The sequence below is a fragment of the Paenibacillus sp. J22P165 genome (assembly GCF_059692015.1).
The window spans coordinates 31,310-49,039 of sequence record NZ_JCAUAP010000024.1 but is presented as its reverse complement, the minus strand read 5'-3'; the positions used below and the strand labels follow the sequence as shown (position 1 = coordinate 49,039).

General features: G+C 44.5%; 11 protein-coding genes. 1 reads left to right on the top strand and 10 read right to left on the bottom strand.

Annotation, left to right across the window (positions count from 1 at the left end; all coding sequences use genetic code 11):
• Positions 1-48: 48 nt before the first annotated feature.
• The 5 genes from AC58QM_RS34070 to AC58QM_RS34050 form a co-directional block, all read right to left on the bottom strand.
• Entirely contained in the window at positions 49-2,406 is a 2,358-nt protein-coding gene (locus tag AC58QM_RS34070; RefSeq protein WP_497289154.1) for an FAD-dependent oxidoreductase, read from the bottom strand.
• A gap of 50 nt (positions 2,407-2,456) precedes the next feature.
• Entirely contained in the window at positions 2,457-4,835 is a 2,379-nt protein-coding gene (locus tag AC58QM_RS34065) for a DUF7402 domain-containing protein (RefSeq protein ID WP_497289153.1), read from the bottom strand.
• An 85-nt stretch (positions 4,836-4,920) separates the two neighbouring features.
• Entirely contained in the window at positions 4,921-6,492 is a 1,572-nt protein-coding gene (locus tag AC58QM_RS34060) for an extracellular solute-binding protein (RefSeq protein ID WP_497289152.1), read from the bottom strand.
• Between the two features lie 45 nt (positions 6,493-6,537).
• On the bottom strand, positions 6,538-7,398 hold the full coding sequence (locus tag AC58QM_RS34055; protein WP_497289151.1) for a carbohydrate ABC transporter permease: 861 nt from the start codon (positions 7,396-7,398) through the stop codon (positions 6,538-6,540).
• A complete protein-coding gene (locus AC58QM_RS34050; protein WP_497289150.1) occupies positions 7,392-8,345 on the bottom strand; it encodes an ABC transporter permease in 954 nt (317 codons plus the stop codon). Before AC58QM_RS34050 ends, AC58QM_RS34055 begins: the two co-directional genes overlap by 7 nt.
• 255 nt (positions 8,346-8,600) lie before the next feature.
• Here AC58QM_RS34050 and AC58QM_RS34045 point away from each other — a divergent pair, with 255 nt between their 5' ends.
• A complete protein-coding gene (locus tag AC58QM_RS34045) occupies positions 8,601-10,910 on the top strand; it encodes a helix-turn-helix domain-containing protein (RefSeq protein ID WP_497289149.1) in 2,310 nt (769 codons plus the stop codon).
• An 89-nt stretch (positions 10,911-10,999) separates the two neighbouring features.
• Here AC58QM_RS34045 and AC58QM_RS34040 read toward each other — a convergent pair whose 3' ends face one another.
• From AC58QM_RS34040 to AC58QM_RS34020, 5 genes are all read right to left on the bottom strand, one after another.
• Positions 11,000-11,854 (bottom strand): carbohydrate ABC transporter permease, encoded by an 855-nt coding sequence (locus AC58QM_RS34040; RefSeq protein ID WP_497289173.1) that lies wholly within the window; start codon positions 11,852-11,854, stop codon positions 11,000-11,002.
• A 65-nt stretch (positions 11,855-11,919) separates the two neighbouring features.
• Positions 11,920-12,795, bottom strand: a complete 876-nt coding sequence (locus AC58QM_RS34035; protein ID WP_057313884.1) for a carbohydrate ABC transporter permease — start codon at positions 12,793-12,795, stop codon at positions 11,920-11,922.
• Positions 12,796-12,870: 75 nt separating this feature from the next.
• Positions 12,871-14,217: an extracellular solute-binding protein gene (locus AC58QM_RS34030; protein ID WP_497289148.1), complete on the bottom strand. Its 1,347-nt coding sequence runs from the start codon at positions 14,215-14,217 to the stop codon at positions 12,871-12,873.
• Positions 14,218-14,349: 132 nt separating this feature from the next.
• Complete coding sequence (locus AC58QM_RS34025; protein WP_497289147.1) at positions 14,350-15,903, bottom strand: response regulator transcription factor; 1,554 nt, start codon at positions 15,901-15,903, stop codon at positions 14,350-14,352.
• Positions 15,900-17,693, bottom strand: a complete 1,794-nt coding sequence (locus AC58QM_RS34020; RefSeq protein ID WP_497289146.1) for a sensor histidine kinase — start codon at positions 17,691-17,693, stop codon at positions 15,900-15,902. Before AC58QM_RS34020 ends, AC58QM_RS34025 begins: the two co-directional genes overlap by 4 nt.
• Between the last annotated feature and the right edge of the window lie 37 nt (positions 17,694-17,730).

The following is a 17,730-nucleotide window of genomic DNA, read 5'->3' as shown; positions in this document are numbered from 1 at the left end:
AATAGAGAGCACTCACAGGCTATCGCCGTAGAGTACTCTCTATTTTAATTATCTGCAGTAAACGCGCATCTCGTACACTCTGGCACTGACATCGCCATTCGTAGAGAGCACCTCAAGCTTCACAGCCGAAGCTGTGACGGTATCAAATGTGGCCGTCCTTTTGCGATGATAGTTCCCATACTCTTCATACACACACTTCCACTCGTCATGGACAAGCACCCATAATCGCCAATCCTTCACGCACTCTGGTGCTTTCCAAAAAGCAGGCATATACGCATAGCTCTGATTTAAATTGGTATCAAAATTAACAACGACCTGGTTAAATGTCCGCTCTTCTTCCCACTCCAACGCCATATGTTGTGGAAATGCACTCGCTCCATCCGATATCCATAGTCCCGGCATCGCGAATGGTCTAGCTACTCCGCTCAATACTTGATCCGCCCCATACGGAGCAGGACAAGGGTGTACGTTCAACGCAAACGAAAAGCGTTTTCGTTTGATCTCATTCCACCGCTCATAAGGTGGGACGATAAGCTCATTTTCCTGAAATGAAGGATAATGCCTATTTTCAGGTTGAGGTCCCCCTTCGCATTTAACATAATACTGAGCTAGTGTCCCTGTTGCTTGTTGAGCCGATTTGGCCCATGCGATATGTTCATTGCTTTGAAGTGCAATACGGTGCGGTTTGCCCGCTGCTACGGAGAGGTTCAATTTCGCACAGACCCACCCCTTATGCAGCGGAGGAATGAAGATCTCCGAGATTCCAACGGAAACCCCCTGCCCTTTATCCCATATACGCTCCAATTGGTAGACAGACACCTTCAATGTAACGGCTTCTTCTGAAGTATTGCTTAAGTAAAACTCGACAGCCTCAATTCGATCAGTGGTTATAGGGAGCACTTGTGCCCACGTTGATTCAAGTGGCACTAGCGTCGTCTCATCAGGCTCATTCAGATACAAAGCTTGCTCGCTCGAAGCTGTCGCTGTCGCCTCTCTTGCCAAATCTTGTTTGTCTTCATTATGCAGTCCAATAATTGGCACATCATCCAGCAGCAATTGTTGCTGAATGGCTTGAATATGTCCATGTGCTCCGGCAGCAGCTTCTCTTGGCGAAATTTGATGGCGGATTGCATATCCTGCAGCTGTGCCTACCGCTTGACCTATATTCGCCAGAATAACTTGATTGCGAACAGAGCCCAGTGCTACTCGACTAACACTAATGTTGCGGCCTGCCATCCATAGATTGGCGATGGTACGACTGTATAATGATCGCAACGGAATGGAATAAGGCGCAACCAACGTATAATCCTTATAGTTGGCATCAGCATTTGAAAGCTCTGGCGGTTCCCCCCTATTTAAGAGACCTCCATTAATATGGATATCCACAAACATGCCAGAGGTGCTTACGCGATCAGACCAACATGGATCCTCGTAAATATGGCGCTCGGATAAGATAACATCGCCTTCCAGACGTCTGCTCTCTCTTTTCCCGGGATACATGCCAATCCAATCAATCGAATAACTGGACAGTGTTTCCTGATACTTGCTCCGGTTCTTAAGAAAATCCCAGTAGCCGAGCACATACCGCAACAATTCATGCTTCATTGCAGCAAAGTCTTCGACCTGATGAAATGGATTTGCCAGCTCCATCCACCAAAAGCCAGCTAAGCGATCATGTTTAATGTGATTAATATCTCGATATATGCCTACATCTTCAGCGGATTCATATCGGTGTGCCCAGGCAGGCGCCGTAAACGGTACCTCCCTACCGGCATTACGGGCATAGAAAGTGATACTGCTTCCCATGGTGTGATTATCTGCTTCCACAGGTGCAAGAAGCTCTCCAAATTCACTTCTCGCCTCTCTGCCGTAACGATAAGGAGCTCCCGCCAAAAAGCCAAGCTCAGCATCCCCCGTACAATCAGCGAATTGAAGAGCTGTAAATTTAAAGGCTTTCCCGCTTCCGAGCTGCGTCGCATAAATCGCCTTCAGCTCGGAACTAACGCCATCCGCTTGTGGATCTACTTCTACGCCGTTTACTTGTGTATCCAAATAAGCCGTCAAATTCGGTTCCTTTAAGATGGCTTGATACAAATTCAAGTCATACAGCGTGTTAATCGCGCCATCTCCGAACTTTTCATGATTGGTTGCCCGATCCTCGAGCAGAATCTCACCAATAATCCCACTCTCCATCGTCCATGAATTGAAATCGACACTCCCAACAGGTACGATTCGAATTTCACTTGAGGAATTGCCCCCAAAAGCAGGTCGATTCTGAATAATGGCTGTACGAAGTCCTCCTCTTGCTGCTGCAATTGCACAGCACACCCCTGCCAAACCACCACCCGCAACGATGAAGTCGTATTCGTGGTGCTCTAGAATTCCTCTTTTGATTCGTTCATCCATATTTTCCTTGCCTCCAACATGCGTATTTCCTTGGTCATCGTGTATTCCAACTAATACCCGTATACTTCGATTTCCAAGATTCTAGCGTCCTCATACGTTAAATAATCACAGCTGTCCGTGATGTCCACTTTGAGTTTGGTCGTCGTAATCGGTGAAAAGCTAAACTCATTAAATTGACCGTTATAGGCATCTATCACATTATCTACGACGGTAGCGAGCACCTGCCAGGCACTGCCATTCCAGTATTGAATGGTAAAGTCACGAATTTGTGTATCCCCAACCGTTACCGAGCCACTCCAAAGCTTAACATTGTTAATTGTTTTGGCTGTCGGCCAATCCATCTGGAAGACGTGGGTTCCTGCCGTATTCGCTGAAATCCAGCGGCTATTGTTATCGTTTTTGACTCCATCCACCGCTTTTGTTTTGGCATAGCTGACATTTGACGAATCTACAGTTAATGTTGCTGTCGGAGCTATATTGGTAGGTGTCGGAGGTACAACAGTCGTGAGCCCCGATTCGATCTCGATCCGGCTAATCTTCTTGTAAGGTTGATCGGTACCTTGCTCTGAAATTTTCAAATATTTCGTACCCGTAGGAAGATTGGATGAGGTATATACCACCTTGGGCTTGTTATAGCTGCCTGAGTAGGAGCTTATGACGGGTGTAAAACTAGCATAGGTTATCCCATCTGCCGAAGTCAGCACACTTACATCGGTCGTGTTATACGAATACGTTTCAATTCTGAAAGAGCTTATTGCCTCTTGGGTCGTGTAGACAATCTCTCCTGTATTCGCGTCATTCCTATAAAGTACAGCTAGATCATTACCTACCTCCTTGTTGGAGTAGCTCTTGCCAATAACCATATTGGAGGAATGAGAGCTCATTTTCGTTGTATCAAACAAGTCGTCTATCAACCACCGCGCGCTTGCCACGACCGGCCCAACCACATTGGAATAGCCTGAGGTGCCGGAAGAATTTTTAGCTTTTACTCTGTAATAATAGGTTCCGCCTGGAGATGTGGTCGTATCAGACAGAAGCGCCCGGTTAACAATCAGATTATCCATGACTTCAGCAGCAATGACCGTCCAAGGTCCACTGCTACTGGTAGCTCTCTCTACATCGTAGGCGCTTGCATTCGTAGATCCTCTCCAGGAAATGTGACCTGTATCAGGGATTGGCAGGAGCACTGGCGGCAATGGCACAGCAATGGCTGGCCTTGTTAATCCTTGAATTTCATAGGCATGATCCGCCAGAGCCGTAACCAGATCCTTCTCTGTTGCGATTTCTGAAATTCCACTTGCATTGGTAAAGCCTGGCCAGTGAAGATCTTCATAGGACGCATGATGATAGAATCCGCCTTCTCGTGCATGAAACCGCAGAGCCCACCAACTTGCACTGCTGGTCCCCCCACTGATCAACTCATCCAAGAAACTCAACAGCGTGCTCGTAGGCATGGTCATTGCAATTTCTCCCACATTCAGCACCTTTTGGTCTTTCGTATAGTTACGCATAGCCGTTAAGGTTTGCACAGCATTCATACCCGATAAACTAATATAAGTGTGGTAGGATAGCACATCAATATTGGCATTATTCATTACGGTATACCGATTATAAAACGTAGCAGGCGAATTTCTACCGTCAATGAATAGATGGTTCGCGTCGACTCCCTTTACATAATTCGCTAAATCAGACACCCATGTATCTAATACGCCATCATTGCTGGCACTCAATTCATTGCCGGACTCCCATGCAAAGATTGCTTTGTCATTTTTATATTGCTCTCCTGTGTAGCTATTCGTTCTATTCAGAATTTGCGAAATCATGTTTTTAAACTTTAAATTAGTGGCATTTCCTGGTGTAAAAAAGTTCGCTCCATAATCACTATACCCCCCAACATAGGCCCAGTTATCCGTAAATCCGACCGATACACGCACTCCTTCTTGGTTGCAGTATTGCAGTAATTTATCAAACGCCTTCATGGCATCTTCATTTAAGGTTACAGCTGCACTCGGACTCGCACTATTCGTGTTAATCATTCGAACTGCATTGTAAGTCGTACTAGAACTCATCGCAAAAACGCGAAATACTCTGCCGCCCATTGCTTTGACCGTTCTCACTGCATCCAACAGTTCATCATCCGATGGGATTCGAAAACGTTCTGAATCATTTCCCATTGGCGAATAAATGTTAATTAATAACGCATCAGGGATATTGACGGAGATATAACGGAAATCTGGTTCAGCAGCGTCCTGAACGTTATTACCATTCAGATCCTCATACAGTTTATCGATGTTTCTTTTCACAAAACCATTTACAGCCGCATGTGCCTTAGGTTCGGGAAGCAGAGACATTGGGTTTAGTGCAGCGATCAAAGTCAAAACGACGCATACAGCCACAATTTTCCGACTCATTAATTTCCACAATTGCATAATCGTATCAACCACCTTTCTAATTGGGCATGTAAAAACAACAAGGAGACAAAGCGCGCCTTATCTCCTTGTACTTGTGCGTGACTTATTTAATTAGTCCCTGACTTTTGAAAGCTTTACTTGCTTCATCCACATACTTTTGCAATTGGTACGTCGTGTTTAACGTTTTAAGGAAAGCATCAAATTCGGCTAAAGGACGTTTGCCAAACATAAATTTAATCATTTCTTCATTCTCATAGCGATCCTTATCGGATTTATTAACCCCCTCAGGAATGGCGGAGAAGTTATTGAACACTTTAAGATAAGGCTGTTTTACGGCCTGGTCGATATATTCTTTCTGTTTTGGAAATTTGGTGTACAGATACGGAAGTTCATCCCTGCCCGTTAGTTGCAATTGGTACGTCGTTCCAAGCTTTGACATCTCAGGTAAAGGCGTAATCGTCGTACCTGATTTGGTATAATGAACGCCCTCGTTACCAAACATGACTAAGTTTTGTCCCTCACCAGCGCCTGTAATATAATCCAAATAAGATAATGCTCGATCCAATTTCTCTGGTGATTTTTCCAGCGATTTTGGCAAAGCGACACGCCAATCTGCTGCACTGTCGTCGAATGCTCCCATAAATTTGCCGCCTGGCCCTACAGGAGGATCAATGGCGATGAATTTCGCATTGGGATTCGTTTCTGTTATTAGTTTAATGTGCTCATCCTTAAACATATCAGACCAGTTCGCATAGATCATACCCACCTGGCCCTTTTGAGCTTTCGTTGGTGCGGCAGTACCTTTATTCGTTAACAAATCTGGATCAATGGCACCGTTTGCAAATAAGTTCTGGATGTACGTCAAGGCTTGTTTCATTTCTGGTTGTGTGGTGGAGTACATCGCCTTGTTATCTTTAACGATCAGATTACCAATCGATAACGATGCGTTAAAATAGCCATAGCTAGTTCCGAATGCACCGAAGATTGGCGCGAATGCATCTAAGCCATATCCTGTTAGACCATAGGTATCCTGTTTCCCATTGCCATCGGGATCCTTATCATGGAAGGCATTAATCGTTGCTGCTAGTTCATCCAGTGTTTTCGGTACTGGCAGCTTTAATTTATCCAGCCAATCTTGACGAATCATTAGTGCTCGATAAGGGACAGTCGCACGCTTTGGAAGTGACATCTGCTTACCGTCGACTTTCCCTTTGGATAAATCTATTTCGGTATAAGCCTTTTTGACATTTGGCATTTTATCTAAATATTTCGTAAGGTCTAGAATAGCTCCTTGCTTGGTAAACTGCAGCATCTGATCGTTGGAAACAGTGAAAATATCCGGCGCATTATTCGATGCGACTCTTACATTGATCTGATTGGCATATTCGTTATTGCTGCCTGGGGCAATGGCATTGTAATCAAAATTGATGTTCAATTTTTTGCCGATATCGCCTTGAATGGCTTTGTCTTCATCACTAAGCCCAGGTCCAGATACGAGCACACTCAGTTTAACAGGAGTGGTTGATTTCTCTGGCGCTTTCTCAGGTGCGCTTGACGTAATAGGACTGCTCTGAGCACCTTCTGTTTTCGTACCATCACTTTTGGAAGCGCATCCGCTCAGCACTAAACTTAGAGATAGACATGCTGCAGCACCTAATTTCAACTTTTTCTTCATACGAACATCCCCTTATTATTTATTCTTGTAGCTTTATGTTAACTGCTAACCCTTCACTGCGCCAACTAGCATTCCTTTAGTGAAATACTTTTGGATGAAAGGATAGACAATCACAATTGGAAGTGCGGTCAGGATGACCCCTGCCATTTGAAGTGTTGTTGAAGGAACGGTCTGTTCCAAATTAATTTCGGCAGACATTGAAGCATTCAATATATTGCGTAACACCACTTGTAGTGGATATAAGGAAGCATCCGTAATATACATAATCGCATTGAAAAACTCATTCCAATGCATCACACCATAGAAGGTGCTGATCGTTGCAATAACAGGAAGCGACATCGGCAAGATCACGCTGAGGAGTACTCTGCTCTCTGATGCACCATCAATTCGTGCAGCCTCGATTAAAGATTCCGGAATATTTTCAAAAAACGTCTTCGTAATTAACAAGGAAAATGTTCCCACTGCTGTAGGGATAATCATGGCCCAAACAGAGTTCAGTAATCCTGTTGCTTTTACTATTAAATAGGTAGGAATAATCCCCCCGCTAAACATCATTGTAAACATGATTAAAAATAAGAGTAGCGAGCGCCCAGGCAGCGTCTTCTTGCTAAGTGGGTACGCCATTAATATGGTAAGAGCAACATTGATGAGCGTACCAATTACCGTTACAAAAAACGAAATGCCGTAAGCTTTTGGGATGGCCGATGTTTGTAGAAATAAAGCATACGCCTCGAAAGTCACTTTTTTGGGTATGATCGCAAAGCCGCCGTTCTTCAATACTTCGCTGAAGGGCGTCAGGGAAACCGAAAGTACGTATAGCAAAGGAAACAAAACGCACACCGATAATAACAGCAGGATTGCATAGATTAGACTGCTAAATAGCCGTTCCTTCCAATCCATTACCATATACTCCCCCCCGATCGCTTCGCTAAGCTATTCGCTCCAACGACTAAGATTAAAGCAATTAGCGATTTAAAGAGACCTACGGCTGCGCCAAGACTGAAATTGAATTGTTCAAGACCTGTTCGAAACACCCACGTATCGATAATATCGATTTTTTCATACACTTGAATGTTGTACATCACATAGATCTGTTCAAAGCCTGCGTCTAATATCGTACCTAAGCGTAAAATAAACATGAGTACGATGACATTTCGAATACCTGGCAGGGTAATATGCCAAATCATACGAATTCTTCCCGCACCGTCTACTCTACCCGCCTCATATAAGGTTGGATCGATTCCGGCAATTGCCGCCAAATACACAATCGCTCCCCACCCCAAATTTTGCCAAAGATCTGTTCCTACAATTAATAAGCGTATCCATTCGTTTGTCGTTAAAAAGGGAACTGCCTTCATGCCAAAATCTTTGAGCATCAAATTGATAAGACCATCTGCCTCTGAAAACAGAGAGAGACAAATCCCATAAATAATGACCCAAGAAATAAAATGCGGCATATACAAAATCGATTGAACAACATTGCGAACGTACTTGCCTCGAATTTCAGATAATAAAATCGCCAGCAGAATGGCAGGAGGCATGAGCCATACCAGCTTATAAACGCTGATTAATAACGTATTGGTCATGATTTGAGCAAAGTAAGGAGAATCATAAAAGTATTTAAAATGCTTATACCATGGATTTGCCCACGGACTGTTTACAATCCCTTCGGTAATGTTAAAATCCTTAAACGCAATAACGGCCCCGTACATAGGTAAATATTTATAAACAATAAAATAGAGAATTCCCGGCACTAGCATAAAGTAATGGACCCTATGAAGGTGCATCAACTTTATCAATCGAACTAAAGCATTCTCACGCACCCTCTCACGATGTACAACGATCTTTTCCATGAAGTCACCTTTCTTCTCGATCTCGCATGCATGCTTGGAATCGATGGATTGCCCTGATCATAATGGATGATTTCATGGTTGAATAGTTCTGAATCTACAGGTGGTTCTGAAACGAACGATTCCTAGGTTCTGCTTCTCACTCCCTGTTTGAATACTCACGATTTCAGGTTTACTGTATTGCAATTTAAGCTAGGCGCATCCACAATACAAATAGGTAGAATTATAACTTAATCTCACATCTTGGGGGAACGACGGATGCTAAAATTGAATCGCATGCAAGGTTTATATATGCGAATTTTTTTATTGGTGGCTTTATTTTTTTTGACGATGGCTAGTCTGTATTCTTACTACTTAACGAGTCAAATTTCAAAGTATGCCATTAATGAAGTTAACGACGTTGCTTCAATAAAGATTACTCATGTGAAAAATAGCATGGAACTGATTCTTCAACGGTTAAAAATTAATAGCATTAACTTATATCAAAACCGTAATGTGGGCTATTGGTTATCCACCCAGGAGCGAGATACGTATCTGGATCACTTAGTGGATTTATCACTTATCGACTTCAAAGCCTCCGAGCGACTTGTAAAAGAGGTATATCTCTTCAATCCCGCTACACGGGAGATTCTAGCCGCAAATGGCGGCTCTAGTCCTTTTAATGGATTTAGCGATCAAAATTTCCTGCAAAAAATTATCCAAAAGCCAGAAGGACCTCTTCAGTTCTCGAAGCAAGTGTTAAATGGCAATCCTGAGATTATGCTCTTTTTCCCAAGTGAAGACATCAATGTCACCCAACAAGGACGATTAGCCGTTGTATTAGATCAGAAGCTGCTTACAGAAGAACTTCTACTAGACAACAATGAGTTCCAAAGCAAACTGTTGGTCCTTGATTCAGATAACTCCCTGTTAATGGGCGACATCAACCATACCTTTGAGTCAGCGTTTCATCAATTTTTAAGCGGTACTAACAAAGGCAGCCATAATCTACCGGAAGATAATGCTGTCGTTGAAGGTTTTGATTGGAAATATGACGGGCAAGAGTGGGGCGTTCAGTCTATCTCATTAGCTGGTGATCATTGGAAATTGTATCTGGTATCCCCTTTAGGCATATGGAAAGACAAGCTATTTAACTTGAATTTGAAGATTCTAGGTTCATTTTTTATCATGATTGCTTTCTTATTGGTGTTACTGTATTTTCTGTCCAAGCAGACATTTAAACCCTTTGTTGAGGTGCTCCAAAAAATTCGCAACTATTATGGCGGAAGTAAAACAATCGAAGAGGATATGTCTTGGTATTCACTTAGTAAAGGATATAAGCTGATCCATTCGGGGTTCGATACACTTGTGGATCGTGTCGAGGAACAAGACCGTTCAATCAAAAATAGCGGTCACATTGTCAAGGGGGAACTGCTTCGACAGTGGATATCAAGCAACACGATCAACTCTTCGTTGAAGGAAGAACTTGGGCAGATGATCCAAATTAATCTGGATGAACCGATTCGCTTTGCTGTGTTTCGAATTGAAAATTACAGTAAATTTAATGCAAACTATAGCTTCCAGTCTCGGAAGCTGATGAAATTTGCTATGCAGAATATTATTAGCGAGGTTGTTACGAATTACGGTTTAACCTCTGAGTCCGCGGACTTAGGCGCTGACCATATTGTTATGCTGATATCTTCTCGTGAATGCGAGCAACACACGGAGGCTGCCGTTGTCAAAATCCTTGAAGAAGCAAAAATTCAATTGCATCGCTGGATTGATATCCCCGCCGTGGTTGGACTCAGTGAATCTACGACCTCTCCTGCCACTGATATAAATAAGAAGTATCTATCCGCGTACGAATTATCTAAGCTTAGTTTTATTACAGGCGAAAATCTTGTTTTCAGACAAAGTGATCTTGGTACGATTATCAAAGAGGGGCAAGTTAGCGGGCTAGATATCGATCAGCTTATTGCCTTAATTCAGTCCATACGGGTACGTGATAAAGATGCGGTTCTTAAACTAATGCATACGTTTTTTGAAGAATTAAAAGTCTTGCCAGCCAATGAATCTAAACTGCAGTTAACACAGCTCCTGTTCACTTTGCAGAAATCTTTCAAACAAATTCAAGGTCCCCTTGCTATGGAAGATATTGAAAATAAATTAAATGAATTTACGAATCTCCGAGAAATTCAGGCCTGGCTTATACAGTTACTATTAAACCTCATGGAAGACATGTCGAATCGTCATGCACAAAAGGAAGAGGTGTTCACGGACATCCTCACCTACATTGCTAATCACCTTCATGATCCCATGCTGACCATCGACGATATTGCCCATCATGTCTCTTTTTCTGTGAACTATGTCCGATTAATATTTAAAGAACACTATCAATTTTCTGTTTCAGACTACATTCTAGAGAGCAGAATTGAAAAAGTAAAAGAACTGCTCTTGGAAACCAATTGGTCTATCGTTGAGATTGCTGCCCAGTCTGGCTTTCAATCTAAGAGCCACTTTTTTACCGCTTTTAAAAAGGCAACAGGACTAACACCAAGTCAGTATCGTGAAAAGCGAGCCCAAAGCTAGGGGTTCGCTTACGAGATGACCCGCAAGCTTTAATACAAAACAGTCCACCATGCAGAGGATTCTGCTTGGTGGACTGTTTGTTTGTACGACTACCCCTTCACAGCCCCCGCCGTCATCCCCTTCATAATCTGCTCCTGGAACAGCAAGAACACGACAATCGTCGGAAGCACGGCAATCGCGAGTGCAGCCATGGTCAATTCGTAATCGGTCATGTAGCCTGTGGCAAAAGCAGATAAGCTAAGCGGTACGGTTTTGAGTGCTGGCTTACTAATGAAAACGAGGGCGAAAGCGAAGTCATTCCAGAACCGTAGAAATCCAAGAATGGCTACTGTAGAAAGCGCTGGTACACTGAGCGGAAGCATCATGCGGAAGAAAATGCCCCAATAGCCAGTACCATCAATCAGCGCGGCCTCTTCGATTTCTTTTGGAATACTGACTAGATACGCTGCTACGATGAAGATGGCTAATGGCAACTCAAATGCGACATAGGGCAGCACTAGTGCGCCGTACGTGTTCAACAGCCCTATTTTTTTCATGATAATAAATAGAGGTACTAATGTACTGTGAATCGGAATGAGCATACCTAACAGGAATAGCCCTGTAAAGAATGCCTTCAATTTAAACTCAAACCGCGCGATCACAAAGGCTGCCAATGCGCCTAGAATTAGCGTTAACACTAAGGAAGCCACCGTTACAACTGTGGAGTTCCACAAGGAGAGCCCCATTCCGGAAACTTTCCATGCACGGACGAGGTTATCCCACTTCCACACGGTTGGCAGCAGAAAAGGCCGGGAATAAAACTCTTCATTTGATTTAACGGCACTAATAAATAACCATATTAATGGATACAACGTGACTAGTGCATATAAGGAAAGAACGGCATTGATGGCGCCGCGCGTCCATACTTTACGTTGTTTAGCTCCAGCGGGAAAACCCGTCTGCATTGCTACAACCTGCTTCATAGATGTCCCTCCTACAAGAGATGAATGATGATACTGGTATGATCTGCCTAACGATAGTCTCGCTTCATTAGATATTGACTGCCCACGATCAATAGCAAGCTAAGAATAATAATCGCGGTGGAAAGTGCACTACCGAATCCGAAGCGATACACATTGAAGGTACTGTTATACATATAGGAAGCCAGCAATTCCGTGGAATGTGCAGGACCGCCGCCTGTCATGACGTAGATTAGATCGAACGCCTTCAAGGAGCCCGAAATACAAAGCACGATCGCAACCTTCACCGTATCCCAAATCATAGGCAGTGTGACTGCAAATAGTTTGCGCACCGGTCCGACGCCATCCAGCTGAGCAGCATCTTCGATTTCAGGAGAAATATTTTGTAAGGCAGCAATGAACATAATCATATAAGGACCAATATAATTCCAGATGATCGGCACCATCAGTGCGAACATCGATACTTTCGGATCGGAGAGCCAAGCTTTCTTCCAGCTATCAAGACCAACGCCATCTAGCAAGAAGTTCAGAATACCAATTTGCGGATGGTAGATGTATCCCCAGATAATCCCGACAACGACAGAGGATAATACCATGGGCATAAAGACGGAAGCACGAATGATACGTTGAAAAGGTGTGCTGCGCATCAAGAGTAGCGCTAGGATCATCGCGATCGGCACCTGCCCAAAGACAGAGGCGGCAACGATAAGCATGTTATTTTTAAAAGCTTTCCAAAAGATCGGATCAGTAAAAACTTCGATATAGTTATCCATCCCAATAAACTTCGCTGCGCCAATGCCTTTCCAGTCAAAGAAGCCGTAGTACGCCGACCAAAACAGTGGAACAACTACAAAAAACAAATAGATGATTAAGGCTGGAAGGAGACCTAATGTAATGAATCCTCTCATTCTTGCGGACACGTTCATGATGCCCCTCCTTGTAAGCTTTTTTTTGGAAAAAAGGCTCCAGCCGAGCTGAGGCTGGAGTCCTTTGGCCTAACCTTATTTACCGAGAGCTTTCGCTTGCGCTTCTTGTACTTTCTTCGCAATCTCCTCTGGCTTGCCGCCCATCAGAAGCTCTTGAAGTCCATTATTGACTACATCTGCGCTTGAGGAGCTTAGTCTGCCGTCGTAGACAGGCGTCATTTTCACAGTGCCCATCATTTTGTAAACTTCCGCGAATAAGGAAGATACTTTCGTAGTATCCAAAGCAACTTTATAGCTCACGAGCTGATTGCTTTCCAAAATCGCTTTCTGTGCTTCAGGACCGGACAAAGCATAAATCAATTCATAAGCAGCCGCTTTTTGCGCGCCAGTTACTTTTTTGCTCATACCTAGACCTGTTCCAACAACACCAGATAACGTATTCGGATCACCCTTACCATTCGGTACAGAAGGCAATACCGTAACAGCCATGTTCGCCAAAGCTTCTTTAGAAGCGTTCGCTGCTAGGTTAGGCAATGCCCAGCCTCCGTCAATCATCATCGCCGCTTTACCTTGGGCAAACATTTGTTCCATCTGCGTGTTATCAATGCTGTTGAACCCATCTTGGAAAGCACCGGCTTTACCAAGCTGTTGTAGATACGTCAGAGATTGAACGAATTCTGGATCCGTGAACTTCGCGCCATTTTGATCAACAGCTTTCAAGAACCACTCCGTTCCTGTCACACGGTCAGCCAATGAACTTAGGATACTGGATTGTGCTACCCACGCCGCTTTATTTCCAAGCGCAATTGGTGTGACGTTGTTCTTTTTGAACGTATCCACCAGCTTCATCATGTCATCCCATGTTTTTGGCGGTTGTACATTATATTTATTGAAGATTTCTTTGTTGTAATAAAGGATGGATGTTGGCGATAAGGCCATTGGAGCTGCGTACGTTTTGCCAGAAATGGTGAAATCGTCGAAGGAACCTGGCATAAAGTTGCCCTTCCACTCTGCTTTACTATCCAGAAGCTCATTAATCGGTTGGATCAAATCACCACCGACGAACTCCTTCGTCATTACACCTGGCCACATAACGAACAGATCCGGCATTTCATTGGCTGCTGCTACGGTTTTTAGACGCGGGCGGTACCCATCGGGTGGTATCCCTTGAATATCCAACTCCACATTCGGATGATCCTTCTTGAATTTCTCCATATATTCACGCATCGTTTTGGCACGTAAATCTTCGCCTGTATAGTTATGCCAAATGGAAAGCTTTACTTTCTCACCAGGCTTCGCTGTCTCTGTTTTAGCTGGTGCTGTGCTGCCTTGTGCCCCATCTGTAGTTCCGCTCGACCCACAACCTGCTATCAACGAAAGTGACATCGCAGCCGCCAGTGTAACGATAAATGACTTTTTCATTCGTTCGGACCTCCTAAAAGTTTCGTAGCAACTAGCTCCTTTACTTGCGAGCGCTCTTCGTTACTCCTTTAGTATAGGGGACATTCGTCTGCCAAGGTACGGGAGAGACTTCGGTGCGAAGGGGGACATATTTCAGTCTTTGCCACCTTGTCGAAACTCGGATGGTGTTCTTCCCGTGTGCTTTTTGAACTGCTGCGTAAAGTATTTGATATCTTCATAACCCACGCGTCTAGCAATATCGCTCACTTTCATTTGCGTGCTTTGCACAATGTCCGTGGCTAGCTTCATACGTTCCCGAGTAACAAACTCAATATAGGTGCAGCCGGTCTCCCGCTTAAATACCTCACTGAAATGATTGGGATTAATATGGACGAAACCTGCAACTTGCTGGAGCGATATGGGCTGATGCAGATTATCCCGAATATACGCAATCGCTTTATGGATGTAGCCATACTTATTCTGATCAAGTCCCTGATGGAAGATGTTCATGATGGCTGACAGCACCTTGAATACTTCCTCTTCAGGACGGCCTTCCCCCTCTAGCTTAGAGAGTGCGCTTAATGCCGATAGATCCTGCTCTGTCGTACTGGCTCTCTCTAACCAACGATGTCCAGCTACCACCAGCGACTGTATGTACCCTTGGACGGAAAGCGGTGTAGCCGCATGATCCTCCAGCTGTGTGCGAACCTTCTGATTGACCCAGTGTCTGAGGTCCGTCGCATTATCATTCATGAGAATCGCGGCAAGCTCCGACTCCTCTTTCTCCGTACACACCGTGCGGCTCCCGCTTCGATCACGAATATCTTGGGGTGTGTAAAGTCCCGTTGAGCCCAGCAGCCCCTGGTAGGCGAAAACTTCCTTGGCAGCGCGAAAGGACTCGCGCAGTCCCTCATCATCATGCGCAACGGGCCCAAGCGCAGCGAAAACAGCGCACTTGAGTGTTTCTGTGACACGCCCCAGCGCCTTAAGAAGCCCCGCGGCATCCGTTATACCAACTTCGTATCGGACGACAAGTATGAAATGATCTTTATTCATCAGCGTCACACATGGGAGAAGCTCGTACAACATATTCTCTGCGGCTCCTTGCAGCAGATTAGCAAACGTTACCCAACCCGTACAAGAGACAAGAAGCACTTGCCTTGCAATCGCCTCGCTATCATCCAGCGAGATATCGACCCCATTTTTGTGAAACCACTGATGCAGTTGAGCGCGCGCCTCCTCATCATCGTGCAAGCCACGATTCAGAGCCCTTTCTAGCAATTGTGTGCGCAGCGCGGCCTGTCTGCGATTATCCTGCTTCAACGACTCCCATTTATCCATAATGTTCTGCTTTGCTTTCAGCGCCGCTTTAATGATCTCTTCCGGACGGCTGGTTTTCAGCAAATAATCCGTTACACCACCGCGCAAAGCCTGCTGCGCATAGTTAAAATCATCATATCCCGTGAGAATAACAATCTCCGTATCCGGTAGAATTAGTTTAATTTCCCGGGCAAGTTCAATCCCATCCATCCCTGACATCCGAATGTCGGTCAAAACAATATGGGGCTTCTCCTGCGGAATGCGTTCTAAAGCCTCCTCCGCTGATGAAGCGGCTGGCAGCAGCTCCAACCCAAGCTCTTTCCAATCAATCACGGTACATAGACCGGTTCGAATAATAACCTCGTCATCCACGATCAGAATTCTCATACCGACTCTCCTCTCTCACGCGGAATTAGGAATGTAATTCGGGTACCTGTTCCCAGCGTACTCTCCAGAACTAAGCCTGCCCCCGCTCCATAATGCAGCAGTAACCTGCGATGAACATTAATGAGTCCATAGCTAGTCACAACTTTCTTCCTCTCTTCATCTGCCTCACTTCGAATGCCGAGCTTCTGATTAGCCGAAGCCAGTTGTCCATGAATATCTCTCAACTTTGTTTCATCCATCCCGATTCCCGTATCCTCCACCACAAATTTCATATCATGCTCTCGCAGCTCGCCGTGCACATAGATATGTCCTTTGGTTTTTTTCTTCTGAATGCCGTGTATCAGACTATTTTCAATCAAGGGTTGAAGCAGCAGCTTGAGCATCACACTTTGTGTCATCGCTGGATCGATAAAGAACTCAATCTCGAACTGCTCTGGGAACCGAATCGCCTGAATATAGGCATAGTTCTGTGCATGAGAAACCTCTTGCTGGACAACACAGAACTCCTCCCCCTTATTTAAGCTAAAACGCAAGAAATCACTGAGCGCACCGACCATCTCCGCAATTTGTCGATCCTTATTCATCAAGGCAATCCAGTGGATAGACGACAAGGTGTTATATAAAAAATGCGGATTAATCTGTGCTTGCAGCGCCATAATATCCGCCTCCTTCTTCATCGCTTCGTTCAGCTGAACTTGATCCTTCAGACGACTGATCCGGTCGCTGAGCTTATTGTAGCTGTGAACTAGGAGGCCCACCTCATCTACGCTTTTCACTTCAAACGTAGGAATCGTCTCATCTGGATTCAGATCTTTTAAATATTTGGTCAACTTCATCAACGGATTCGTTACCCATCGCAAGAAATAAATAACCAGCACCATCGCCAGCAAGAGCGCAATGATGATCGTGATTGCCGTTACCGTCAGCACGAATCCATTCTGCTTTTGGTAAATTTCAGTCGGAATGAAGCCGACTAACTTCCAGCCCACACGAGGAATTCCGTTGTAGAGAACCGTATAGGGATGCATCCCCTGCATCACACTCGAGACACCGCTCGTTCCCGTAAGTCCCTGCAAATTAGGGAATACATCAGCCATATTACGCATTAGCCACGATCGGTCTCCACCAGCAATAATGTGATTGTTAGCGTCTACCAGCACAACAAAGCCACTTGATTCCCAGCCCGCTTCCGTCAAATAATGTTCAATCTCTGATTGATCTAAAGAAAAAGATAAAGTTCCTAATGTTTTGAATAGGCTGAAATCCCGAATCGGTCTGACCAGTGAAATCACCTTTCGCAAACCGTCGGAGGTTTGAATGTCATAGAGCGGTGACCACCATTTTGGCGCTGATTTATATACGGTTTCGTACTGCTGCAAAAGTGGCGCTAATCCTGAATTCATGATCGTTGTAGTAAATAAGGCAGGATTGCTGTTTTTCGGCGTAATCGTAATGTTGGCAATATACTTTTTGGAATAGGATAAGTTCCATAAGGTCGCGATAAGCTGCGAATATAAATTGATATCGCTTTCTTCCTTGCCTAAGTAAGACTGAACATCCCGCTGACCGATCAAAAAGATCGACATATTCTCGACGTCCTGAATAACAAAATCGAGCTTATCTGTCATCTGCTTCAGGGTATTCATCCCTGCTTCCTTCGCTTTATCTTCCGTGACCGAGGTTGCAATCCGATAAGAGACCGTTCCCATCGTAAGTAAAGGTAATACAACTGCGAATAAAATTAGCAATGAGAGCTTGCGATTGAGCGATTTAGCAAACCACCGCTTCATGGGAAATCCTCCATTCATCTAGCCATCCATCTTCTGG